Raw genomic sequence first — 23537 nt, 5'->3', positions numbered from 1 at the left:
TGAGACGATGGCACTACTACAACTTGAAAACGTATCGGTCGCCTATGACCAGCAGTATATTCTGAAAGACTTCAACCTTTCCATTGAGAAAGGCCACCTGATCTCCCTGCTGGGTCCCAGCGGCTGCGGCAAAACGACCACCCTTCGGCTCATCGCCGGCTTCCTCGAAGCGACGGACGGAGCCTTCAAATTCAGCGGCAAGGACTATACGCGCGTGCCGATCAACAAGCGGAATTTCGGCTTCGTTTTCCAGAGCTACGCCTTGTTCCCGCACCTGTCTGTGTTTGACAACGTCGCCTTCGGACTGCGCCAGCGCAAGGTCAAGGAAGACGAAATCAAGAAGCGGGTCATGAACATGCTGGAGATCGTCAACCTCGGCGGATTTGAAAAAAGATTCCCGCAGGCGCTCTCCGGCGGCCAGAAGCAGCGCGTCGCCATCGCACGGGCCCTCGTCATTGAGCCGGATTTGCTCCTGTTCGATGAGCCGCTCTCCAATCTGGACGCCAACCTCAGGGTAAACATGCGCGTGGAAATCCGCCGCATCCAGCAGGAGCTCGGCATCACGACCGTGTACGTATCCCACGATCAGGAGGAGTGCTTCTCCATTTCGGACCGGGTCGCCGTCATGAACAAAGGGATCATCGAGCAGCTGGATCAGCCGTCGGTCATTTTCCAGTATCCGAAATCCGAATTCGTCGCCCGCTTCATCGGCTTCAACAACTTCATCCATTTTGACGAGCGGGACAGCGAAGGCTCCTTCTTCACCCTACGCAAGGGAGACTACCACTTCCATGCCGCCAAGGCCGATGGCATGCCTGTCACCATGAAGGGCGCCATCCGCCCCGACGACCTCATTGCCGGTACGCTGCAGGAGATCAATCCCGGCGACAATGTACTGACCGGCAAGGTCAAAGTCAGCACGTATCTTGGACGCAGCTACCAATACGTCGTCGATACGCCGCTGGGCGAATTTACGGTCAACCAGGAAATGCAGCAGCCCTATGCGAACGGGCAGGAAATCCGTCTGTTGTTTCCATCGGATAAGCTCGTTCTTGTCGAATAACCATAGGGGGAACAACATATGCAAGCAGATTTGCTATTTCTTCAAGCCAAGGTGTACAACAGTTACTTTAAGCAGTGGTCTACCAACAACGTCGCCGTCAAGGACGGTAAGTTTTTCTATATCGGCCTGAGGGGCGAAGATACGTTCCAGGCCAAGCAGGTCATTAACGCGGAGGGACTCTATATGGTCCCCGGCTTCATCGATATCCATCTGCATATCGAAAGCACGATGGTGACGCCTGAATCCTTCTCGGCGGGTCTCCTGCGAAACGGCGTCACTACGATCGTACCCGAGCCGCATGAGATGGCCAACGTGTTCGGCCTTGACGGCGTTCTCGAGATGATCAAGGCGAGCCGGAACTGTCCGGTGGACATGTTCTACGCCATTCCGAGCTCGGTCCCGTCCACCTCGATGGAAACGACGGGCGGATCGATCGAAATCGAGGACATGGATGCCCTCCTGTCCACGGGCGATGTCATCTGCCTCGGCGAGATCATGAACTACGTCGACATCATTACCGACCCGGACTGCAAAACGAACCGTATCCTGGAGCATATCCGCTCGCATTATCCTGAGCTCGTCATCGAAGGCCACGTGCCGAAGCTGCTGGATCTGGACCTGCAGCGCGTCATTTACGCCGGTGTCAACTCGGACCATACGCATCAGACGCTGCAGGGTCTGGAGGAGCGGATTGCGGCCGGCATGTTCATTGAAATCCAGGAGAAGTCGATGACGCCGGAAGTGATGGACTACCTGATCCGCCACGACGTTTCCGAGCATTTCTGCTTCGTGACCGATGACGTCATGGCGGACTCGTTCCGCTCCCGCGGCCACCTGAACCAGATCGTCCGCAAGGCCATCGGCATGGGGATGTCTCCGGAGCGGGCGATCTACGCCGCGACCTTCTCCCCGTCCCGCCGCATGCGGATGTACGATCGGGGCTCCATCGCACCGGGCAAAATCGCCGACTTCCAGCTGATCTCGGATTTGTCCGAGCTGAAGCTGGAATCGGTGTACAAAAACGGCGCTGAGGTGTACTCCGCCGCCAAGGCCTTTGAGCCGCAGTCGAGCGGCTACCGGTTCCCGGAGCACTTCTACCACAGCGTCCAGCTGGACGAGCTGAGCGCCGCCGATTTCGAAGCGGCGGCCGGCGTAGAGGACGGCATTTACCGGTGCCGGGTGATGACGATCCAGGATGGCTCGACCTTCACCAAGGAGAGCCAGGTGGACGTTCCGGCCGCGAATGGCCGGCTGCTGTGGGAGGACAGCCGCTGCGGCATGATCGCCACATTCGAACGGTACGGCAAAGGACGCCAAAAAGCTTTCGGCTTCATCGCGGGCGATACGATCCAGCGCGGCGCTGTGGCGACGACCTACTCCCACGACAACCACAACCTGCTGGTGATCGGCCACAACGTCGAGGACATGGTACTCGCCGCCAACACGGTCATCCGCCAGCAGGGCGGCTTCTGCGTTGCCCTGGATGGCGAGATCAAAGCAAACATGCACTTGCCGGTCGGCGGCATCCTGACCGAAGACCCGCTCGATCTGGCCGCCGAGTCCGTCCAGCAGGTGCGCGAGGCGATGGAAGAGCTCGGGTACAAGCACTACAACCCGATCATGTCGATCGCGACGCACTCGCTGCCGGTGAGCCCGTACCTCAAAATCACCGATCACGGACTGATCGACGTCAACGCCGGCAAAGTCGTGCCGCTCATTATTGAGCAGGTGTAAGTTACTGGCCAGGTATAATATTTAACCGTTAGGTTTGGCATTGCCGTAAGGTATGACCTTTTATAAATGGCCTTACCGTATATATCACAAAGGGCTGTCCCCGCCATTTGGCGTGGGGACAGCCCTTTTTTGTATGACAAAATCGATCAAGCTGAATAAGCGCACAAGTACACCTATCTTCGCCCTAAAGCCGCTTTATGGGCCAAAATCAAATCACTTATTCCAGATTATTTCTATAGGCGTAAAGCGACCTTATGCTATACAATATCCTACGGACTTTAGGCGAGATACCGTACAAACATTAGTCACAGCGTAATCCGCCCGTTTTTATATACTGCTATAATATCCTGCTACATAGAAAGGAATTGCACATGAAGTGGTGGAAGCTTATACTCGTTGTCCTTATTTGGATTGTATCGTTTATGGCAATTAGATCTGGCCTTGCCATTAAACGTGGAAAATCTAAGGGCAGCGTTACGGATGTGATGAATGTATGGCCCCTTGCCGATACGATATCAGGAAATATCGCAGCAGTGATCTGCAGCTTTATTGCAGGATTGATCTATAAGCATTTTCCATGGTGGCTGAGAAAAACAGTCCTCTATTTGATATCAGCTATACTGTTTTGCCTGGGGCTGTATATTCTTATCATTGCATGATCAACAAACGGCCCCAATACCAATACTCTCCCGTTATCCCCGGCTTTCCCTCGATACCTCTGTACCGGCTCGCGGCCGCTCTGCTCCCGGTGCTCTCCTTCCGGTCAGCAGCAGCATGACAAAAGACATCGCGATGATCGCCAGCGTCCACGCCCAGGCCATCGGCATGTTGCCAGCGTCGACCGCCACGTAAATAGCCGTCGGCACCGTCTGCGTCTTGCCGGGAATGTTCCCGGCAACCATAAGCGTAGCGCCGAACTCGCCGAGCGCCCGGGCAAACCCGAGCACGAGCGCGGTCAGCAGCGAGGAATAAGTGAGCGGCAGCGTAATGGAGCGAAACACCCTCCACTCGCCTGCCCCGTCGGAGCGGGCTGCCTTTTCCAGATCCGGATCTACGGCGGCGAAGCCGTTCTTCATCGTCTGATACACGAGCGGGAATGCCACGACGATGGTCGCCACAACAGCGGCCCACCAGGAAAAAATAATCGGCGCATCCCACAGCCATTCGATCAGCTGCCCCACCCAACTGCGGCGGCCAAGCAGCATCAGCAGCAGAAATCCCACCACGGTCGGCGGCAGGACCAGCGGCAGCATGAACAACGTCTCCAGAACGATTTTTCCCGGGAAATGATGCCTTGCCATCCACCAGGCCGCTCCCGTACCCAAGATGATCACGATCAGACTCGAAAGCAGAGCAACCTGTAAGGACAATCTGACCGGATCCCAAAACGCCTGCCAGTCCATCATCTGTTAACCCTGCTGCGGCACGGAAAATCCGTATTTTTTAAAAATGTCCAAGGCCGAATCCGTCTGAAGGTACTCGTACAAATCCACCGCCTCCTGGCTGTGCTTCGTCGCCTTGACAACCCCGACCGGGTAAACGATCGGCGTATAGGCGGACGGGTCGACAGTAAACGCCACTTTGACCTGATCCGAAGTCAATGCATCCGTTTTATACACAAAACCCGCATCCGCATTGCCAGTTTCCACGTACTGCAGCACCTGCCGCACATCCTTGGCCTGCACCAGCTTCGGCTGGAGCGTGTCCCACAGCTTGGCGTTCGTCAGTGCTTCCTTGGCGTAGTTCCCTGCCGGAACGCTTTCCGGAATGCCGATGGCGATTTTTTTCAAGCCGGTTCCTTTCAGGTCCTCCATGCCCGAGACTTGGGCCGGTTCTTTGGCGTTCACCACGGCCACAAGCTCATTGGCGAGAAGGTCTTTCTCATGCGAAGAGTCAATGAGCTGCTTGTCCTCCAGCGCCTTCATGTTCTTCACGGCAGCCGAGAGGAACAGATCCGCCGGTGCGCCCTGCTCGATCTGCTGCTGCAGTGCCCCCGAAGCGCCAAAGTTAAAGTTCAGTTTGACGTTCGCATGCTCCGCCTCGTACGCTTGTTGAATCTCCTGAAGCGCATCCGTCATGCTGGCCGCAGCAGAGATCGTCAGTTCTACCTGCTGCGCAGTCTCTCTATTTGAAGTTTCCGCAGCGGCTCCTGAGTCGGCCGATTTCGGGTCTGCAGCCGAACCGGAATTCGATCCGCAGCCTGCCAACATCAGAACGAAGGCAGCGAGGATCAGCCAAACACCTGGTTTCATACCCCTTTTGATCATCCGTAATCTCCTATCCATAATCGTTATATTTAGTTATAATTAGATATAATTGATTATATCCAGTGAGCCGCGAGGTTGTAAATACGGTTTGCACAATTTTCACATCCGGGTGTGATACAATAGAAGACACTATGTTCACAGGGTTCAGACCTAAGCCATAACAAGGAAAGATAACATATAACGAAACATTCAACGAAACATACAGCGTACAAGGAGGAAGCTCATGTCCAGCGACATTTCGTATACGACCGAGGAGATTGCCAAGCTCCTGAAAATATCCAAGCTCACCGTCTACGACCTGATCAAAAAAGGCGAGCTGCCTTCGTATCGGGTGGGCAAGCAAATGCGGGTCGATGCCGCGGATTTGGAAGCCTACAAGCAAAGGGCCAAAGGACTGCAGGCGGCCGAACACCGCCCGGCTCCGGCGGAGCCGGTTTCCTTTCAACCTGCAGCTGTCGGAGCCGGCGGAACCCGTTCGGTAGTCATTACGGGGCAGGATATCAGCCTTGACATTCTCGTTAAGCATATGGAAAAGCAAACGCCCGGCATCCGTCCGCTCCGCGCATATGTCGGGAGTCTGGACAGTCTGATTGCCATGTACCGCGGTGAGTCCGACATCGTGAGCACCCATCTGCTCGACGGCGATACCGGCGAATATAATTTGCCGTACATTAAGCGGATTTTGGTCGGCTTTCCGTATTTGGTCGTCAACCTGCTCTCGAGAAAAGCAGGCCTGTATGTCCAAAAAGGGAATCCCCTTGGGCTGAAAGACTGGGCCGATCTGTCCCGCACGGGGCTTAGGCTCGTCAACCGCGAAAAAGGGTCGGGTGCCCGCGTTCTGCTGGATGAACAGCTGCGACTGCACGGGATCCGGCGGGATCAGCTGCAGGGCTACGGCGAGGAGCAGACCAACCATATTGCGGTCGCCGGCACCGTCGCAGCCGGGGAGGCCGATGTCGGGGTTGGCATCGAAAAAGCGGCAGCGATCGTAGGCGGCGTGGATTTTATCCCGCTGATCGAGGAACGCTACGACCTGGTCGTGCTCAAATCGGCGGAAAATATGTCTTGGATCGAGTCGCTAATGGGCATTTTGCGTTCGGAGGAGTTCCGCCGCGAGCTGCAGAGCATCGCAGGGTATGATCTGTCCCGTACCGGAGAGATCTTGCTTGAGACATAGAAATATATTGCGGAAACGGCTCCGTATCACCCGGTGCCCCCTCATATCGAGGAGAGCACCCATTGCCGTTCATTAGAGGGTAGAAGTTCAATCTCGCAAAAAGAAAAAGGCAGCCGGAATCATTCCGACTGCCTCTTATGCTGTTTCGAAGTCCTGCGATCCTACGAGCATGAGCCTACGGGCCGATCCTACCGGTTGGTTCCCGAGTTCCCTTCTCCGTTCGCTTCTCCGGCCCCGGATACGCCCGCGATCGCCCGGCGGGCGAGCATCGATGTAACCGTATCGTCCATCGGCGGGTTGTGCAGCCCCGCCCGCACGTCGCGGTACATCCGCTCCAGCGGAAGCTGGCGCGACAGGCTGGCCCCGCCCACAATCCGCATCGCCAGATCGACGATGCGCAGGGCCGCATGGGTCGCCGTCGTCTTCACGAGCCCGAGATCGGGCCTCATGCCCGGCCGCAGCTCCGGGTGGCGGTCCCAGCGGTCCGCCACACTGTACATGAGCGTGCGGGCGGTGATCAGCTCGGACTCCATCTCCCCGATTTTCTGCTGAATATGCGGCAGGTCGGCAATGGGCCCCTGCAGACTGTTTGGCCGGTAATTGGCGGCGTAACGCACCGCAAAATCCCGGGCAGCCCAGGCGATGCCGATATAACATGCCGGGATATGCAGCAGCGCCCCTCCGTGATCGGACATCTTACCTGCCGGCTGTCCTCCTAAAGGATCCTCACTATCGATCCTTTCCCCGTCCGGCACGAACACTTCTTCCATCACCAGGTCGTGGCTGCCGGTCGCCCGCATGCCCATCGTATTCCACGTTTCGTCAATGCTGACGCCCGGACCCTTCCGCACCAAAAACGTTCCGGTCTTGTCTTCTTCCTCCACAAATGCAGTGACCGTAAACTGATCCAGCACCGGGATGAGCGAGCTGAACGTTTTGCGGCCGGTCAGCAGCCAGCCCCCTTCCGTACGCTCCGCTTTCGTTCCCGGACGGCCGCCCCGGCTCGGACTGCCGGTCGACGGTTCGCTGGCAAACTGGTTGATCATCGCCCCGTCACGGACGATTTGCCTGCAGAAGTCGGCATACAGCTCGCGCGGCCACGACTGGCCGATCCGCATCTGCAGCACCTGACTCACATGCCAGCCGACTGCGAGCGTCGTCGATCCGTCCCCTTTTCCCAGCCGTTCCTGGGCAAGGATCATTTCGTACAGCGACGCTTCCTCACCGCCAAACTCCGCCGGCACCGTCAGCTTTAAATAACCCGACTCTTTCAGGTCAGCAAAATTTTCAAACGGGAACGATCCTTCCCGGTCATGTTCCGCCGCCCTCTCCGCAAATACCGCCGCAAGCCGCTCGGACCTGGACGCGATCTCGGCCTCCCGATTATTTCGTATAAACGGATCCGTTTGCATGGAATTCATCCTGTACTCTCCCCTCGCCTGTATCTTTTCTCCTAACGAAATCAGTAAGCATCAAAATGGACACCTGTATTCTGACTTCCCAAGAAAACGAACCCGCCAAACGTGGTCTGTCTTCTGTCAGGTTATTTCGAAAGATGTTTTCTTCATTGTATAATGCAGGGGCTGTGTTGTCCAAAGCAGAACCTGTTTCTTTTTATAAAAGCTGAACGAATAAGCTTTGGTGTCTCATGGGCCGGTTAAAGGCAACCTGTGACCTATTTTGCGTTTGTTTTGCGATCATTTTACTCAACACCGCACGGGATGCAGCCGGCACAATATGCGTACGCGCTTTACAAAGCCGGATTAAGATGATATTTTATAAACACGACGTTAACGTCATGTTTGGAGGGCAAGATATGAAGGATCGCATGCGCATAGGGGATTTATCGGAACGAGCGGGGGTTACTCAGCGAACGGTTCGATATTACGAAAAAATGGGGCTGATCCCTCCAGGCGAGCGTGAAGGCAATGGGCAGCATTACTATACAGATGAGACCGTTGCCCGGCTGCGCAAAATCGACCAATTAAAGAAGCTTGGGCTCAGCTTGGAGGAAATACGGGACGTGATCGACCTCTATTTCATGGACCCCAGTGGTGTACAACCTAAACAGAAAGTGCTCGGCATCTTGAAGCAGCACCTCGCAGAGACAGATCAGAAGATCGAGGGGTTACAACAATTCCGGACCGATTTGCTGACCCATATCGACCGCTTTGAGCAATGGCTCAAGGACGCAGAGCAGCATTAAATTTTTTTTGCCACAAACATGACGTTAACGTAATGTTTAGAACATTCACATTTCCAGGAGGATAAACATGATGAACGAGACGATCGGATTTATCGGACTTGGCAGCTTAGGTCTGCCGCTGGCTAACAATCTCCTCGATGCAGGGTATCCTTTGGTGGTGCATAACAGGACGGCCAGCAAAGCCGAACCTTTGATTGCCCAAGGCGCCCGGCTGGCATCCAGACCCGACGAGGCCGTTACCGCTGGCGGAATCGTCGTCACCATTTTGTGGGATGATGCGTCCGTGGAGAGCATCGTCATGAGCGATAGCTTTTTAGAAAAGCTTGGCAAAGGGGGGATTCATATCTCGATGAGCACGATATCACCGGATATATCCAAAAAGCTTGCAGCTGTTCACGCAGAGCATGGCAGCACCCTGGTCGAAGCCCCTATCTTTGGAGTTCCGGAGGCTGCAGCAGCACGTCAGCTCTCCATCCCCATGGCTGGGCCTCAGCAGGCTAAAGACCGCGTCCGGCCGGTGTTGGAGGCTATGGGAGGGCTGAATATTTTCGATTTTGGTGAAAAAGCCGGGGCAGCGAATCAGGTGAAACTGGTTGGAAACTTCATGATTACTTCCGCCGTGTACACCATTCGGGAAGCTCTCTCCATGGTCGAAAAGAGCGGTGGCGATCCCAAGCCCGTGATGGATATGCTGACCCAAACGCTGTTTAACGCCCCGATTTATAAGCGTTACGGCCAGATGGCTGCCGAGAACATGGATCATCTCTTTACTCAAAGCCATATTCCGTTAAAGGATGTGGGCATTTTTAAACAAGCATCACAGCAGGCCGGGGCCCCCGCACCTTTATCGAATCTGTTGTATGACCTGTTAAGCAGCGAGCATAAACAAGGATAATATCGATAATATCGTACCCATATACGGATCATGAGAAAAAGGAGTATGCATGCGGTTCCGTTCGAAACCATCTCGCATGAAATAAAACAGCAGCCCCCGCAGAAGCGCGAACGCCTCCCGGGGGCTGCTTTTCATCCGAATCATACCTGCATTTGAGCTCCGCTCTGGTAGCTCAGCAGTTTACTGAAGGAACCTTTGCTCTCCTGCGACAGCTGCAAATAACCGCCCTGCTGAATCACCTTGCCTTGCTCCATCACGATCACATGGTCCGCGTTCCGGATGGTGGACAGCCGGTGGGCGATCACGATCATCGTCATGCTTCCTTTGAGGCGTTCCAGCGCCTGCTGGATCAGAAGCTCATTTTCGCTGTCGAGCGCGCTGGTCGCTTCATCCAATACAAGGATGCTCGGCCGCTTCAAAATCGCGCGGGCCAGCACCAGCCGCTGGCGCTCTCCGCCCGACAAGCGAACGCCCCGGTCCCCGATGACCGTGTCCAATCCTTGCGGCAGCTTGCGGACGAACTCGGCCGAAGCCGAGAACTCCAGCGCCTGCCATAGATCGTCATCCTGCGCATTGGGGTCCACCAGCTGCAAATTGTAGCGGATGCTTTCGTTGAACAGGAACGGATCCTGCGCCACGTATCCGATCGAGCCGCGCAGCGCCAGCAGCTGGCGTTCGCGCTGGAGCGAAACGCCGTCCGCCCGCACTTCTCCCTCTTCGGGATGGATCAGCCCCATCAGCAGGTCGACCAGCGTGCTTTTCCCAGCGCCGGATTTGCCGACGATGGCGGTCATGCGGTTAGCCGGAATATGCACATTGATATCACGCAGGGCATATAGTGGCTCCTTGGGATTGTACCGGTAGCTGACATCGGTGCAGCTGATTCCGTCTACCAAGGCAAGCTTCGAAGCCCCCGCCGCTTCCGGGCTGATCAGCTCCTGCTCCGCTTCGTACTCCTGCTGCAGCTTTCGCATGTCATGAAACGCCGGCAGATTCGAGCTGAGCTGCTCCATATTCGACTGAATGCCGATAAATCTTGGCCACAGCCGGGTAAAAATGAGCACGACCGTAATCAGCTGCTCCGGAGGAGTATGCAGTACCGCGATCGCCACGTACATAAATGCCGCGACCAGCACGACGGAGGACAGGCGGTAAATGACCTGCGACATGGAGTTCACCCGGCCGAACTCGAGGAAGTTATGCTCCATTTGATCGGTCAGCTTACGGAACCAATGGATGTGGGACGCTTCCAGCCGGTTGCTTTTGATATCTTTAATGCCGCCGAAATGGTCGCTGATTCCTGCAAAATAATGCTTGGACAGCTCGGTGGTCTCCTCCCCGATCCGCTTAGACCTGCGCACGAACCTCCGCGCAAACAGAGCAAGCAGCCCCCCGCTGACCAACACCATCCCTGTCAACGCCGGCGACAGCCACAGGGCCAGGGCAATTTGAAGCACGGTAAAGATCAGCGACGTCACCATCTGCAAAAATAAAGTCGTGCCGTAATTGACCCGCCCCAGCTCGTTGGACATCACGTGGTTGAAATCCGACCGGCGTTTGCGCAGGTAAAACTCCCACTTGGCCCGCAGCAGCCCTTCATACGTCTCGGTCCGCAGCGTCCGGATAAAGGATTGAATAATCCCTGCGTTCAGGAGGGTCTGGCTTCGCTGCAGCAGCGCTTGTCCACCCAGGATGAGGACATAGACCGCCAGGACCAGCGGGAGACTGAGCTGCAGGGACCAGGAATGGATCAGCCCGGTAAGCGGGGCCAAAAACGGCAGGCTCCCCGAATCCATTTGCAGCAGACCGATCATGCCCAGCAGCGGGACGATCAAATACATGCCGATGCCATCCAACAGGCTGATGAGAAGGGTCATGGACATGTTCAGGTACAGTTTGCCTCCGGCGACCCGCTGGATTTTGCGAATATAGTAGAATAAATCCTTCATTGTACGTAGCTCCTTATCCGGATTGCCGCGTCATGAGCCCGGCCTCTCGGTCCGCTGCCGCTCCGTTGCCGAAAATGCCCACAACCGTATACTTCTCGTGCCCTTCCCTTCCCGTCACGATGTACGACCCGCAGCGCAGCCAGGCGTGAGCCGCCAGCCGCCCCTGCTCGTCCCTGCCGCTTCCCAAATACAGCGTGCTCGACAGGCCGCGGCGCTCCAGCATTTTCATGGCAGCGATCGCCTTGACCAGGCATTGGCTCTCCCACCAGGTGTACCGGCTCATCCCATGAACGGCTTTGGAAACTTGACGGATGGTCAGCAGTTCCTGCCGGCCAAGCTCCTCCTCCGGAGTCTCCTTCATATAGCTCCCCAGGGAAGGGGCGACTTTGGCGAACGGGAGTGCCTTCAGCACTCTTCCCCATGCCAGGAGCACGTAGGCTTCGGCATACATCGTCTTCTGGGCCCATGGAAAACGGACAAAAGCGCGCAGCTGCCTACTCCAGCTCATGCCCGCTTCTCACCTGGATCAGTCCCTCCGCCGCAAGCTTGTTCAGAAACGGATGCACCTGCTGCTCGCACGCTTCCGGCCCGATATCATACTCTTCGACCAATTGGCCCACCAGATCCGTCAGGCTGGTCGGCGCAGCTATCAGCTCCCAGATCCGCCCGCCGATCTGCCCCAGGTTGTAATACTTTCCGGTCTCGATACTCAGCATGACTTTCTCCCCGTCCATGTCGCTGACGAGATAGCCGGGGGATTGGGAGATGATGTTGGCTGCAGCGATTTCTGTCATACTCATGATTGACCTACCTCTTTCTCATATAATTTGTTGAGAACCCATCGGGATGTTAGATTCATAGCTACGACGATTCGGCTCTTGCCACCAATCTGCGTGCTGGACGTACCATTCCACGGTTTGTTTCAACCCTTCCGCAAACCTGTATTCGGGTCTCCATCCGAGCTCATTCATAATTTTTGCCGGATTGTTGGCATATCGGTAATCCTGCCCCGGCCTGTCCGGGATGAAATCAATGAGGCTCCGGGGCTTTCCGAGCATATCCAGAATAAAATGCGTGACGTCAATCGTCTTCACTTCCTGATGTGAACCGATGTTGTATACCTCTCCACTGCGCCCCAGGTGCAGAACACGGTCGATTGCCGTATTGTTATCGCGAACATAGACCCAGTCGCGAATGCTGAGCCCCTCGCCGTGGATCGGAATCTTCCTGTCCTGCAAAGCGTTCATAATGACCATAGGAATGAGCTTCTCCGGGTGCTGTGCAGGGCCGTATGTGTTGCCGAACCGGACGATATTGAACGGTAATCCATACGTATTGCTGTAGGAATGAATCAACATATCCGCTCCAGCCTTGCTGGCCGAATACGGATTGTTAGGAGCAATCGGAGAGTTTTCCGTAAAATAGCCCGTGTCATCCAAGGAACCATAGACTTCGTCGGTTGAGATCTGCAGAAACAGCCCAATGTCGTAGCGGACTGCGGCATCAAGCAGAGATTGCGTTCCATTGATATTCGTGGCTACGAATGTCACCGGATCCGCTATGCTCCGATCCACGTGAGATTCGCCGGCAAAATTGATGATAACATCGATCTGGTGCTCCCTGATGACGACATCTACCAGGTCCCGGTCACAAATATCGCCTTGAATAAAGGTATAGTGGTCATAGTCTGACAAGGCTGCGATATTTTGTATATTTCCCGAATAGGTCAACTTATCGAGATTAATGAAGCGGTATGAAGGATACTTCGGAAGCATCAGCCTCAGAAAGTTCCCCCCTACGAACCCCGCACCGCCTGTAACCAAAATGGCGGGGTTGTCCTTAAACCGTCGATTCACTTGCATGCCTCTCCTCTTTTCTTTCGGTTTTGGGATCAGCCGTTGTTCACGGGCTCTTTACTGAATACATAGCGCCAAAACCACAGAAACGGACGAAGGGGAAAATATAGAAAATGCAGTAATTTAGGCAGTGGCAGCAGCGAAACATCCTTTGTGCTGGGGTAAAGATAATCCATGATCAACGACAGCTTTTCTTTTCTCGACATTAAAGAATGTAAATAGCGCTTGTAGTATGCCAATGTGTCCTTATCACCGTTAGGGGATAAGTCAACAGGATTCTTGATGAAAAACAGCGATGCTCTTGCAAGCTCCTCTGCGGACATATTACGGGATAGCTCTTCTAGGTCACCGCCTAATGGCGTTGACAACAGCCGATTCGTTAAAATGGCAGCCTGTCCTGCTAGATGCCGCTCCTTCCGCTGACGGTAGTGTTCCATTATCTTTTGTATATTGAATGATTTTTTTTGAATCATCCGGTCTATATCACATAACCAGCGAAGGCGAAACCAGCCATGCCTTGCACCATGCGAAACCAAGTACATAAACAGATCTCCGTCGCTTAAGTAATGAATAGGCCGTCCGGAGAAGGAGACCGTTGTTCGCCGATCCCACAGTGTCCTGAAGGAGGCCCCGGGTAGTTCCGCACTCATCCGCCAGTGCAGTTCTACCTGAGTAAAATAGAGCGGATGTACATAACTGATATGGTGTTTTTTCCGTTTCCAGGAGCCCAAAGTTTTCTCGTCCTCTGTAACATAGCCTAGCTCAGACAAAATCCCTTCCGCTTTTTCCAAGTGCTTGGGGGAAACCAATACATCAAGATCTTTAGAGGTCCGAAGCGACAAGTCCCCGTACAGCTGTTGTGCTAGAACTGGACCTTTCAGGAAAATTGCTTCAACCTGATGTTCCATCAATGCAGAGTTGATTTTCTCCATTTCAGAGCTAAGACGCAGCATGCTGATCACATTGGCGGAATATTTGGAATACAGCGAATCCATTACGGAGCTCGGAATACCCTCGCAGCCCCGTTCCTTTAAGCGCATGTACAACAACGGATAGACCCGGTGATGATAAGCAAGACGGATCAATTCTTTCCAGTCTACCCCTTCTAAATCTTCTTCCCTCCATGATCCAGACCCAATAATTCGGAGAATCAGCGACAATTCCCTGGAAAAATCACTCGTATTCAGCGAGTTATTCATTCACATTTCTTCCTCTCATCCCTGCATCATAAAGACCGGGCTCTGTTCGCGAATCCCTTTGTTCAGGTTGGGCCGGCCAATGGAGTAATAAGCAAATTGTGTCTTGGCGATCTCTTCTTCCGAGTAAATATTCCGTCCGTCAATGAGGTTCGGAGTTTTCATCCAGGTTTCAAGCTCATAAAGCGAGATCTGCCTAAATTCCTGCCATTCTGTCAGAATGCACAGGGCATCCGTCTCCAGAGCCGCCTCTCTCGCTGTTTCGCAATATTTCACGTTGGCGTAGCCGAGCACGCTTCTAAAGTTATTGGTCGCAATTGGATCGTAAGCCTTGACGACTGCCCCTAGATCAATAAGCGATTGGATAATTTCGATAGAAGGCGCATCACGGACATCATCCGTTTCCGGTTTGAAGGCGAGCCCCCAAATGCCAATGGTTTTCCCGGAGAGATCGCCAAGCAGCTGTTCCAGCTTACGGATTACGTTAAAGCGCTGCCCCCGGTTGACCTCAACTACCGATTTCAGCAGCTTGAAGTCGTAATTCATTTGCCCAGCAATCTGAATCAAAGCTTGGGTGTCCTTTGGGAAACAGGAGCCTCCGTATCCGATCCCCGCTTTCAAAAATGAGGAGCCAATACGGTTGTCGTATCCCATGCCTTCGGTCACTTTGGTAATATCTGCCCCGACCTTCTCGCAGATATTCGCGATTTCGTTAATAAAGGAAATTTTCGTCGCAAGAAAAGCATTGGAGGCATACTTGATCATCTCCGCACTGCGGATATCGGTCACGAGAATATGTTCGGTCAGCCCCTGGTGAAGTTCCCGCATAATCTCAGCTGCCTGCTCACTCTCCGCGCCTATGACAATTCGATCAGGATGAAGCGTATCCTGAACAGCTGTTCCTTCTCGAAGAAATTCAGGAAGCGAGACACTGTCGAAATGAACCGACGATTGGCTCTGGATCAAATACCGGATGCGCTCGTTAGTCCCAACGGGAACGGTGCTCTTAATACAGATAATTTTATAATAGTCAATGACCTCTGCGACTTCACGAGCCACTTGCTCAATATAAAAAAGGTTGGCCTCCCCATTCGGTAATGACGGGGTGCCAACAGCAATAATGATAATATCTGAAGCGGTAACTGCCTCTTTCAACTCGGTTTGGAAACGCAGTCGGCCTTCCGCAGAATTTCGAATGACGAGCGGCTGGAGCCCAGGCTCGTAAATGGGAATTTCCCCTTCAGCCAGCTTTCGGATTTTCTCCATGTCCTTGTCTACACAAATAACATCGTGCCCGAGTTCAGCATAGCATACCCCCGATACCAGGCCGACATATCCCGTCCCGACGACTGTAATTTTCATTTCAGACACCTCACTCTTAATGAATTCTTCGTTAGATAAAACAAAATTGAAGAATTTCCTCCCATCGCATTGCCAGCCTTACGATATCTTCCTCCACCAGCTCTGTTCCCGTTTGCACTTCAATAATCTCCATATCGGTTGCGGCCTTCAGGCTGTGTTTGCTCTGAGCCGGTATGACAATGACATCGCCAGTGGTAATCCGTCGATATTGTCCGTCCAGTATCATTTCACCGGAACCGGCAATGACAGTCCATACTTCCTTCCGCTTGTGGTGGTATTGATAACTCAAATTTTTGCCGGCCTGAATACGAATTCGCTTCGTCAGTACTTCCTGTCCGTCCTCATATTTTAGAAAGTCTAGTACACGGTATTGTCCCCAACGTCGTTCCTCAACCATAGGCCGGAGATCGTCCGAGTTCACTAGTTCCTTAATTCTTGGGCTTGCTTCTTTATCGGATACAAGAATGCCGTCTGGACTAGCCGCAATGATAAGGTTGGATACGCCGATCGCTGTGACAGGAATGTCCAACTCATTAATAACATGAGTATTTTGGGAATCCGGTGACAGCGTTCCTTTTCCGATCAATGGGGAGGCGATTTCTTCTGTCAGCGTATTCCAAGTCCCCAAGTCCTTCCATTCACCCTCATAAGGCATGACCACGATCTGTTCTGTTTTTTCCACCACTTCATAATCAAAGCTCGTCTTCAGGAAACGGCCATATTGCCTAACAGCTTCCTCGTAGTGAATCGGCAGCTTTCTCTCGATTAACATGTCGATGATAAATCCGAGCCGGAAAGCAAAAACCCCGCAATTCCAAAGCGCGCCTTGGCGGATCATATCGGCGGCTTCTTCTTCGCGGGGCTTTTCCCGAAAGCTGTGTACCTGTATATATTCAGATGTGTTGTCTTCTTCTATGCTCTCAGGAACGATATACCCGTATTTTTCGGATGGGTACGTTGGAAGAACTCCAAGTAACGCCAGATCTGCACCCGAGGTTTGTACCACTCTCTCCAGCTTCCTGAGCCGGTTAAAGAAGGGTTGCTCCACGAAGGGGTCCACAGGCATAACGATCATGACTTCATCCAGCGGCATATCCTTCATCGAATATAGGTAAGACGCCGCAAGAGCAATCGCCGGAAACGTGTCTCTTTTCTCCGGTTCGATCACGATCTCAGCCTCGCTTCCAATTTGGCTTTGGATCATGTCGACCTGCCCTTTGCTTGTCGCAATGCAGGAGTCCTGTCCCAAACCTTCTGCCGCTAACTGGTCCCATACTCGCTGCAGCATGGAAATTCGCTCCCCGGATCCGGTTTCCAGCACTCTCAAAAACTGCTTCGATCTGGCGTCATTGGACAAGGGCCACAGGCGCTTGCCGCTGCCGCCAGATAACAGTACGATTTTCATACTCATTCACCCCTATTTCAAATTAGTTCTATTTCGTTCAAGCATCCGACTTGGCCAGCCGTTTCTGTCTTACAACTGACAGCTTTCGCATCAGGAGTGTGCGAGCATTCATGATATTCAAGATGACGAACATGGCTGCATATACGACAGCTCCTACGGCGATTTGGCAGATTAAAGCCAGCAGCCCAGACTGTCCCTTGAGCAGGAAAAGGACCAGTCCCATCACGAAGGAAGATCCAATAATTTTCGCGCTTTCCGCAAGGGGGAGCGGTAAATAAAAAACGCTTCTGGCCACAAACCAATTTGCCAGAAACGAACATAAATATGCCGTCAATGAGGATATCGCTGCTCCAGTGAGACCAAGCCTTGGAATGAGCACCATATTCAGGACGACATTAAGTACAATGCCGATCAGTACAGGAATGGCCTGCTTGTAGGTTGTTCTCCCTAACTGGTAGGAATTGTCCGTATAGTAGCTTTTTAAGCCTTGAAAGAGCATAGCAAAGGAGATGAAAGGTAAGATAACAGCAGCCTCCTGCGAGTAATCTTTCCCGAATATGACGCCAGTAATATTACCTGATAAAATCGTTAATCCAAGCACCGCCGGAAGAGAAATACCTAGTAGCAGCTGGTAATTTTGCATCAATTGCCCTTGCGCTGATTCGTACCCCTCTGTCTCCAGTCGCCGTATGACCAGCGGCAGCGCGCTTAAGTTTACAATGAGCATTAGCATGCCCACAGTCTGGAGCGCAAAATCGAAAGTAACGGAGTAGATCCCTGCTGCGGACTCATTCTCTAACCAGCCGATCATCACCCTGTCAATCGACTGCATGATGTAGGCCATTCCACCGCTAATGATGAGCGGAAGCCCATACTTCACCAGCTCTACCAGAATGGAGCGGTCTACCGACCATCCTGCTCGAATGTTCCATTCCCGTATGAACACTACATTAGCCACAAGGGTCCCAAGTGAAATCCCAATCAGCAGGCCCACTTCGCCGTATCCCATCGCCAAGGCGAGCACCCCAAAGCCGAGGCTTGCCGCCGATTTCAACCCGGTCATCAACGTAAAGCGGACCGGTTTTAAATTGGAGCGCTGCACGGCCTGCGACAGCTCAAACCATGCCGCCGTCCACAGGAAAAACAGCGTCACTGCCATCTGCACTGCGGATTGGATGCCCACGAGCACAAGGACGCCTCCTGCTACAAGAGTGAACAGGCAGCATCCGAGGTAACAAACGATAACAGTACTGAGAAGATTGTTATATTTCCCCTTATCGTTATGGTATCTCGGGATATACCGAATCAGCCCCAGCCGAAACCATTGATACAACAATGAATTAATCAGGTTCACATAAACGAGGATCAACGCATACCGGCCATATTCATCCGGTATAAGCATCCGGGTATAAAGAACAATCGATAAAAACCCGACCGCTCCGGCGAACAGCTTTGCTATAAAGTAAATCAAGCCATGCTTTACCATCTTTTGTCATCTCAACTTTACAATAGAATCCAACTCATCCATGTTGATTTAAGACACTCAAAAAACGACGGGCTGAATTGCTCCATCTAAAAAAAGTAGCCCTTTCTAATCCTTGTTTAATAAGCTTGTCCCGTAGTTGAGTATCATTCAATAAGAGCCTTATTTTTTCGAACATTTCTTTTTCATTGTTGGGGTCAATGCAAATAGCCGCCTCACCTACTACCTCTGGAATTGACGAAGTATTTGAAGTAATTACCGGCACGCCAGATGCCATTGCCTCCAAAGGCGGGATGCCAAACCCCTCGTATAAAGATGGATATATAAACAAAGTTGCATTTGCATAGAGATATGGTAAATCCTCATCTGATATGTAGCCCGTAAACTTAACATGGTCTTTTAATTCCAATACTTCGATTTGTTCAATCAGTTCTTGATATCCAGCTCCTTTTGAACCACAAATCAATAAAGGAAGTTGCGATTGACCTTCTTGTTTTAAATAAGACATGGATTTCAGTAGTGATTTCAAATTTTTCCTAGGTTCAATAGTTCCTACAAATAAAATGTATTGATCAGGTAACCCATATTTCTTTTTTACTAATTCATTCCTGTCCAATTCCAATTCCGAAAGCGGTTTAAACTTACTGGTATCCACGGCACAATATGTTATATGGACATTGTTTTCTTGAATTCTCCGGTAATGCTTTAATATATCTTGTTTAGAATGATTCGATACTGTAAAAATTTCAACTCTGCCTTGCAGGGATAAAAAAAGGAAGAGGCGATTATACCAGCGCTGTATCATAGAGAATGCCTTTGGTACAGTAATAAAAGTCAAGTCATGGATTGTTAAAAAAGCATCACCTCTATAAAATAATGGTTTAAAAAAATTAGGTGAAAAGAAAATATCGACTCGATCATCTATCAATTTATTTCTAAGATTGAAATTTTGCCAGAAAGGGCTTTTAATTTTTTGGGTTAATCGGTGTCTAGCTTTCACTGGCAAGCATTTTAGAATACAATTTTCTTTACCAAAATCTATTGGTATGGGATTATTCGTATACAAAATGTACGTGTTATGCTCATCTATTTCTAATATTTCCCTTATTAGATTATAAGTGTAATTCCCAATGCCCGCCTTGTTATTTTCTAATTTTCTGGCATCTATCCCTATAATCTTCCCCACAGCATCATCCCCTTTCACTTGGTTATCGTGGTTTTGCTTTTTAAAATGGATGGATTAACTATGCACATTCCAATTAAAGCCCAGAATAAAACATTGAACGGGTACAACTCTAGTGTATTAGTCACTAAGCAAGAAAACGATGTGGCCAGCAAGATGGCCAGGCCTTCGTCAGAGCCCTTTTTATATAAAAGATAGGCACTAACCACCATAAAAAAGAAAACGAAACAAATTCCCATTAAACCTATTTGCTCAAACAACGCAATGTACTGGTTATCAACTGGATAGTCTAAAGAATTTATATTTAAGTCGGATATTCTCCGACTAGCCGCACCGACAATTCCCATCCCCCGACCGATAATTCCTTCTACACTGTTTAAAGGTTGTACAAAATCAAACCAGTGCGTAAGTCGATCGATAAACGATTTGGAAGATGCATAAGAAGTATTTGTAAAAACCGGAAGCAGCATGATCCCGAAAGAAACCATAAAACATACTATTGATGTAATAAAGCTCCGCATTTTTGTAGATGACTTTACTAATTTAAGAATTACTGTTACCAAAATATAAACCAACCAGAACAAGATGGCTGTTCTTAAAGTTGACAAGATAACAAGGACAGTAGACAGGATGAGAAAGAGAGCACGGAGTTTACCTCTTAGCTTAGTGTTTATAGCTGCACTAATTAATGCGATGTACATAGCGTAATTATCAGGAGCACCAACTGTGGAAGGAAGTCTTAGCTGCCCTGAAAAATGCTTAATATTTACTCCATAAACAAATCCCATTTCCATCAATCGATCAATGCCCAGATAATATTGTATAAGCCATACCGTTACCAATAATAAATAGATAACAACGAGATGTTTTTTAATGTTAAAATGACTCGCAATGATTGGGCCGAAAAATATCATCCCCATAGGTAACAGAGAGATTTTTACTCCATAGATAAATGAGAGCAAATCATGACTAACTAATATGCTGGTTAGAGATATCAAGTACAACGACCCATAAATGAAGATTAACAAATGGCTTAGCAATTTATGATTGAAGGAATAAATAAAACCGTAAAAAACCATTATGAGTAATACTAGGTCTTTTACCGATCTTAGACTGATATTTGCCATAAATATTGACATGGTACCGTAAATAGTTATATAGAACAAAAAAAAGATGAAAAAAACAACCATCAATTTCTTATGGGAGATATCCCCCTTTTCCAAATCAATAGCGGTTGTGTTCATATATCCCCCAGTAAATTAATCTAATGTATTTCGTCATTAGCTAGGCTAAAATCTGTACCCATTTTTCTTTTATACTGGCATCACTGAAGTTTTTTAGGACAAACAACATAGAGTTATTGGATAGCCTTTCATTTTCTCTTTCATCATTAATTAAATTCAGTATTGCTTGGATTAATTCTTCCTCATTTTGATAGTGATAATAATCTACTTTCGTTCTCGCATTAATGCCTTCCATTCCAATTTCGTTGGTAACTACAGGGACACCAACTGACATTGCCTCAATAATTTTAGTCTTAACTCCTGTTCCAAATAACAGAGGGGCAACAAGCAATGCAGCATCACAAATGACTTCGTTTATGTTGTCTACCTCACCAGTTACCACAATATTCTTATATTCTTTTGAAAGATCCAATATCCTTTCAGTAGGGCATGAACCAACAACATAAAAAACCAAATCTGGGTTTTGTTTTATTAATTTCGGCCATATTTTTTCACAAAAAAACAACACTGCCGAAGTGTTGTGTGGAACATTCATTTTACCTGTAAATACAATTTTATTTTTATTATACTGTCTTTTATTTGGTCGATTATGAACTTCAAATTTCATCGGGATTCCATAGCAAGACGGATGCTTTGTAACTCCCTTAAAGAATTCGGCTTCTTTAGGAGACGTAAAGACCAAATGTTCAAATCTTTTTGAAATATTTAACTCATATTTTCTCGTCAATTGACTCTCAATTTTTAAAATAAATTGTTTGAATAACCTGTTATCGATCATGTTTTTTATTTTTTTTGGTATTATGTTCTGAACATTACCCAATGATGGCGTATATTCAACCCATTTACGCTGCCTTTCATACCTCGTTGAAAGTAAGTCATCGTAATTCATGATGTTTGTATGCGAACCTTTGATGAAATATTCTGCAACACGGATCATATCAAAAAAAACATAGTCTGGTTCGTAATGATCTATAAGTTTAGATATTTTTGTTTTGGCCTTTCTGCTGTAATACAAACTAACCTGAAGCGGCCATTTTCTCAATATGATTGTGTATAAAAGAATATTTATTAATTTTTCAATTAAATTCGGGTACTCTATTGATTCATGAAAATCAATAATTTTTGGTTTTTTCTTTAGGTAACTTGGATCATCTACATAAGATATATTGATTATCTTTCCTTCAGGGTCCATTTCTTTGAACTCATGGATATATTGTGACAGTATATTTTTTCTTCCATCTATGTTGGGGTATGGTAACCTGCTAGTAATCAATAACATCTTTGACATAGGGTTCCTCCGCTGTACGGATTATTTTATTTAGATATTTCTATCAGATCTTGATATATATTCTCATGTTCCAAAAAAAGAGATGAAGTACTGAATTTTCTGCTATGCTCATAACATTTACATTTCATTTCAACTTTGTGGTCGAGAGGCAGATGATAATATCCCAAGATGGCTTGGCTTATAGAATTGGATTCTTTGGGCTTAAATAAATTCAAGTCTTTCTCGATCAAAACTTCAGGAATTCCTCCTACATTTGAGGCTAGAACATTTGTCCCCACCTGATAGGATTCAATGATGACCCTTCCGAAAGGCTCATCCCAAATTGATGGTACAACAGTAAGGTCGACCCGGCTCATTTCTCTTGAAACTCCTGCACGGTCAAGCTTGCCCATAAATTGTATACGTTTGTCCTCATTCGAAAGCTCCTCTAAATGCTCCCTCTCAGGCCCTTCTCCAAATATCAATAATTTTCCAACTATAGATGAAGGGAGTCCCTGCACAGCCTGGATTAAATACTCAATTCCTTTAACAGTGCTTAATTGCCCAAAATATCCGATCACAAGTGGATTAAGGTGGCTTATTTCCTTCTTGATATATAAGTCGCGGTTCTCCGGTTTATCTTCAACGACATTCGGCACGATATAAGGAACTGCGTTAGGGAAGTACCCCCTTTGAAGATGCTTATCCAAAACGTCATTAGAAATGCCAATAACCTTTGATACAGAACGGCTAAGTGATCTTGCTATTTTTTGGTAGAGGTGAGAGTAGGATTTAATGGGGACAGGTTCCAGCAGCGAAAAATCTCTTAGTGTATGAACAATTGGAATATTCAACTCTTTCGCTGCCCTCCAAATAGATAAGCTGAGCCCAGGTAAGTTTTGAGTATGAAGAATTTTTGGGGATGCTTCACTAAGAATATTTTTAATGACTTTATACTGTCTAATATTGTATATGTCATTAAATCTCCACCGAATTTTATCCAGGGTACTCTTACTTCTATCCGTATCCCCAAGCCAGTAAAGGTTAGCGTGATGAAGTCTTAAGACTTCAACCTCATTCACTAACTCCTTGCTTACTTTTCTTTCATTTTGGGAGCCCACTGTTATTACTTTCACTGAATATTTCTTCGCCATTGTTTCAGCTAGAATTTGGGTGGAAATTTCGGCACCGCCAATGATATTGGGTGTGTAAAGACTATGGGCGATTACTATATTATTACGCATCATTTC

Annotated in this window: 21 protein-coding genes; 6 read left to right on the top strand and 15 right to left on the bottom strand. The window is 49.5% G+C overall.

Annotation, left to right across the window (positions count from 1 at the left end; all coding sequences use genetic code 11):
- The first annotated feature begins 7 nt into the window (after positions 1-7).
- The 3 genes from C7820_RS19130 (at position 8) to C7820_RS19120 (ending at position 3456) form a co-directional block, all read left to right on the top strand.
- On the top strand, positions 8-1063 hold the full coding sequence (locus C7820_RS19130; RefSeq protein WP_105441669.1) for an ABC transporter ATP-binding protein: 1056 nt from the start codon (positions 8-10) through the stop codon (positions 1061-1063).
- An 18-nt stretch (positions 1064-1081) separates the two neighbouring features.
- On the top strand, positions 1082-2797 hold the full coding sequence (locus tag C7820_RS19125; protein ID WP_116232369.1) for an adenine deaminase C-terminal domain-containing protein: 1716 nt from the start codon (positions 1082-1084) through the stop codon (positions 2795-2797).
- 371 nt (positions 2798-3168) lie between these two features.
- Positions 3169-3456 (top strand): hypothetical protein, encoded by a 288-nt coding sequence (locus C7820_RS19120; RefSeq protein ID WP_116232368.1) that lies wholly within the window; start codon positions 3169-3171, stop codon positions 3454-3456.
- A gap of 33 nt (positions 3457-3489) precedes the next feature.
- Here C7820_RS19120 and modB read toward each other — a convergent pair whose 3' ends face one another.
- Both modB and modA read right to left on the bottom strand, forming a co-directional pair.
- A complete protein-coding gene (gene modB, locus C7820_RS19115; protein WP_116232367.1) occupies positions 3490-4203 on the bottom strand; it encodes a molybdate ABC transporter permease subunit in 714 nt (237 codons plus the stop codon).
- A gap of 3 nt (positions 4204-4206) precedes the next feature.
- Positions 4207-5064, bottom strand: coding sequence for a molybdate ABC transporter substrate-binding protein (gene modA, locus C7820_RS19110; RefSeq protein WP_116232366.1), 858 nt, complete (start codon positions 5062-5064; stop codon positions 4207-4209).
- 223 nt (positions 5065-5287) lie between these two features.
- Between modA and C7820_RS19105 the strand changes: the two genes are divergently transcribed.
- On the top strand, positions 5288-6241 hold the full coding sequence (locus C7820_RS19105; RefSeq protein ID WP_116232365.1) for a helix-turn-helix transcriptional regulator: 954 nt from the start codon (positions 5288-5290) through the stop codon (positions 6239-6241).
- 188 nt (positions 6242-6429) lie between these two features.
- Here the strand turns inward: C7820_RS19105 and C7820_RS19100 are convergent, their stop codons facing one another.
- Positions 6430-7662 (bottom strand): acyl-CoA dehydrogenase family protein, encoded by a 1233-nt coding sequence (locus C7820_RS19100; RefSeq protein WP_116232364.1) that lies wholly within the window; start codon positions 7660-7662, stop codon positions 6430-6432.
- Between the two features lie 395 nt (positions 7663-8057).
- On the opposite strand from C7820_RS19100, the gene C7820_RS19095 reads away from it, so the two are divergent.
- A complete protein-coding gene (locus C7820_RS19095; protein ID WP_076170364.1) occupies positions 8058-8447 on the top strand; it encodes a MerR family transcriptional regulator in 390 nt (129 codons plus the stop codon).
- A 67-nt stretch (positions 8448-8514) separates the two neighbouring features.
- Positions 8515-9342, top strand: a complete 828-nt coding sequence (locus C7820_RS19090; protein ID WP_258875302.1) for an NAD(P)-dependent oxidoreductase — start codon at positions 8515-8517, stop codon at positions 9340-9342.
- A gap of 140 nt (positions 9343-9482) precedes the next feature.
- Here the strand turns inward: C7820_RS19090 and C7820_RS19085 are convergent, their stop codons facing one another.
- The 12 genes from C7820_RS19085 to C7820_RS19030 are packed head-to-tail and all read right to left on the bottom strand — an operon-like array spanning position 9483 to position 23534.
- On the bottom strand, positions 9483-11291 hold the full coding sequence (locus C7820_RS19085; RefSeq protein ID WP_116232363.1) for an ABC transporter ATP-binding protein: 1809 nt from the start codon (positions 11289-11291) through the stop codon (positions 9483-9485).
- A gap of 13 nt (positions 11292-11304) precedes the next feature.
- The gene (locus C7820_RS19080) at positions 11305-11799 is read right to left on the bottom strand and encodes a lasso peptide biosynthesis B2 protein (RefSeq protein ID WP_105441680.1); all 495 of its coding nucleotides are present in this window, start codon (positions 11797-11799) and stop codon (positions 11305-11307) included.
- Positions 11786-12091: a lasso peptide biosynthesis PqqD family chaperone gene (locus C7820_RS19075; protein ID WP_116232362.1), complete on the bottom strand. Its 306-nt coding sequence runs from the start codon at positions 12089-12091 to the stop codon at positions 11786-11788. Before C7820_RS19075 ends, C7820_RS19080 begins: the two co-directional genes overlap by 14 nt.
- Before the next feature lie 18 nt (positions 12092-12109).
- Positions 12110-13147 carry a dTDP-glucose 4,6-dehydratase gene (gene rfbB / locus C7820_RS19070; protein ID WP_258875301.1) on the bottom strand — a complete coding sequence of 346 codons (1038 nt, stop codon included), beginning with the start codon at positions 13145-13147 and terminating at the stop codon, positions 12110-12112.
- Positions 13148-13182: 35 nt separating this feature from the next.
- Positions 13183-14346, bottom strand: coding sequence for a nucleotidyltransferase domain-containing protein (locus tag C7820_RS19065; RefSeq protein ID WP_116232360.1), 1164 nt, complete (start codon positions 14344-14346; stop codon positions 13183-13185).
- Between the two features lie 15 nt (positions 14347-14361).
- Positions 14362-15705 carry a UDP-glucose dehydrogenase family protein gene (locus C7820_RS19060; RefSeq protein WP_116232359.1) on the bottom strand — a complete coding sequence of 448 codons (1344 nt, stop codon included), beginning with the start codon at positions 15703-15705 and terminating at the stop codon, positions 14362-14364.
- Positions 15706-15736: 31 nt separating this feature from the next.
- The gene (locus C7820_RS19055) at positions 15737-17110 is read right to left on the bottom strand and encodes a sugar phosphate nucleotidyltransferase (RefSeq protein ID WP_116232358.1); all 1374 of its coding nucleotides are present in this window, start codon (positions 17108-17110) and stop codon (positions 15737-15739) included.
- A 37-nt stretch (positions 17111-17147) separates the two neighbouring features.
- Positions 17148-18596 carry an oligosaccharide flippase family protein gene (locus tag C7820_RS19050; RefSeq protein ID WP_116232357.1) on the bottom strand — a complete coding sequence of 483 codons (1449 nt, stop codon included), beginning with the start codon at positions 18594-18596 and terminating at the stop codon, positions 17148-17150.
- A gap of 34 nt (positions 18597-18630) precedes the next feature.
- Positions 18631-19779 (bottom strand): glycosyltransferase family 4 protein, encoded by a 1149-nt coding sequence (locus tag C7820_RS19045; protein ID WP_147306284.1) that lies wholly within the window; start codon positions 19777-19779, stop codon positions 18631-18633.
- A gap of 14 nt (positions 19780-19793) precedes the next feature.
- Positions 19794-21020 (bottom strand): hypothetical protein, encoded by a 1227-nt coding sequence (locus C7820_RS19040; RefSeq protein WP_116232355.1) that lies wholly within the window; start codon positions 21018-21020, stop codon positions 19794-19796.
- Between the two features lie 40 nt (positions 21021-21060).
- Positions 21061-22308 carry a glycosyltransferase family 4 protein gene (locus tag C7820_RS19035; RefSeq protein WP_116232354.1) on the bottom strand — a complete coding sequence of 416 codons (1248 nt, stop codon included), beginning with the start codon at positions 22306-22308 and terminating at the stop codon, positions 21061-21063.
- Positions 22309-22334: 26 nt separating this feature from the next.
- Positions 22335-23534 carry a glycosyltransferase family 4 protein gene (locus C7820_RS19030; RefSeq protein WP_181909113.1) on the bottom strand — a complete coding sequence of 400 codons (1200 nt, stop codon included), beginning with the start codon at positions 23532-23534 and terminating at the stop codon, positions 22335-22337.
- Between the last annotated feature and the right edge of the window lie 3 nt (positions 23535-23537).

The organism is Paenibacillus sp. VMFN-D1 (genome assembly GCF_003386155.1).
Lineage (GTDB): Bacteria > Bacillota > Bacilli > Paenibacillales > Paenibacillaceae > Paenibacillus_AQ > Paenibacillus_AQ favisporus.
Note: the sequence above shows the minus strand (reverse complement) of the source record. Positions and strands in the feature narration are given on the sequence as shown.

What these genes read in the sequence shown, in the direction of transcription:
- C7820_RS19130 (WP_105441669.1), top strand. Translation starts at nt 8, where the DNA reads ATGGCACTACTACAACTTGAAAACGTATCGGTCGCCTATGACCAGCAG.
- C7820_RS19125 (WP_116232369.1), top strand. Translation starts at nt 1,082, where the DNA reads ATGCAAGCAGATTTGCTATTTCTTCAAGCCAAGGTGTACAACAGTTAC.
- C7820_RS19120 (WP_116232368.1), top strand. Translation starts at nt 3,169, where the DNA reads ATGAAGTGGTGGAAGCTTATACTCGTTGTCCTTATTTGGATTGTATCG.
- modB (WP_116232367.1), bottom strand. Translation starts at nt 4,203, where the DNA reads ATGATGGACTGGCAGGCGTTTTGGGATCCGGTCAGATTGTCCTTACAG.
- modA (WP_116232366.1), bottom strand. Translation starts at nt 5,064, where the DNA reads ATGATCAAAAGGGGTATGAAACCAGGTGTTTGGCTGATCCTCGCTGCC.
- C7820_RS19105 (WP_116232365.1), top strand. Translation starts at nt 5,288, where the DNA reads ATGTCCAGCGACATTTCGTATACGACCGAGGAGATTGCCAAGCTCCTG.
- C7820_RS19100 (WP_116232364.1), bottom strand. Translation starts at nt 7,662, where the DNA reads ATGAATTCCATGCAAACGGATCCGTTTATACGAAATAATCGGGAGGCC.
- C7820_RS19095 (WP_076170364.1), top strand. Translation starts at nt 8,058, where the DNA reads ATGAAGGATCGCATGCGCATAGGGGATTTATCGGAACGAGCGGGGGTT.
- C7820_RS19090 (WP_258875302.1), top strand. Translation starts at nt 8,515, where the DNA reads ATGATGAACGAGACGATCGGATTTATCGGACTTGGCAGCTTAGGTCTG.
- C7820_RS19085 (WP_116232363.1), bottom strand. Translation starts at nt 11,291, where the DNA reads ATGAAGGATTTATTCTACTATATTCGCAAAATCCAGCGGGTCGCCGGA.
- C7820_RS19080 (WP_105441680.1), bottom strand. Translation starts at nt 11,799, where the DNA reads ATGAGCTGGAGTAGGCAGCTGCGCGCTTTTGTCCGTTTTCCATGGGCC.
- C7820_RS19075 (WP_116232362.1), bottom strand. Translation starts at nt 12,091, where the DNA reads ATGAGTATGACAGAAATCGCTGCAGCCAACATCATCTCCCAATCCCCC.
- C7820_RS19065 (WP_116232360.1), bottom strand. Translation starts at nt 14,346, where the DNA reads ATGAATAACTCGCTGAATACGAGTGATTTTTCCAGGGAATTGTCGCTG.
- C7820_RS19060 (WP_116232359.1), bottom strand. Translation starts at nt 15,705, where the DNA reads ATGAAAATTACAGTCGTCGGGACGGGATATGTCGGCCTGGTATCGGGG.
- C7820_RS19055 (WP_116232358.1), bottom strand. Translation starts at nt 17,110, where the DNA reads ATGAAAATCGTACTGTTATCTGGCGGCAGCGGCAAGCGCCTGTGGCCC.
- C7820_RS19050 (WP_116232357.1), bottom strand. Translation starts at nt 18,596, where the DNA reads ATGGTAAAGCATGGCTTGATTTACTTTATAGCAAAGCTGTTCGCCGGA.
- C7820_RS19040 (WP_116232355.1), bottom strand. Translation starts at nt 21,020, where the DNA reads ATGAACACAACCGCTATTGATTTGGAAAAGGGGGATATCTCCCATAAG.
- C7820_RS19035 (WP_116232354.1), bottom strand. Translation starts at nt 22,308, where the DNA reads ATGTCAAAGATGTTATTGATTACTAGCAGGTTACCATACCCCAACATA.
- C7820_RS19030 (WP_181909113.1), bottom strand. Translation starts at nt 23,534, where the DNA reads ATGATGCGTAATAATATAGTAATCGCCCATAGTCTTTACACACCCAAT.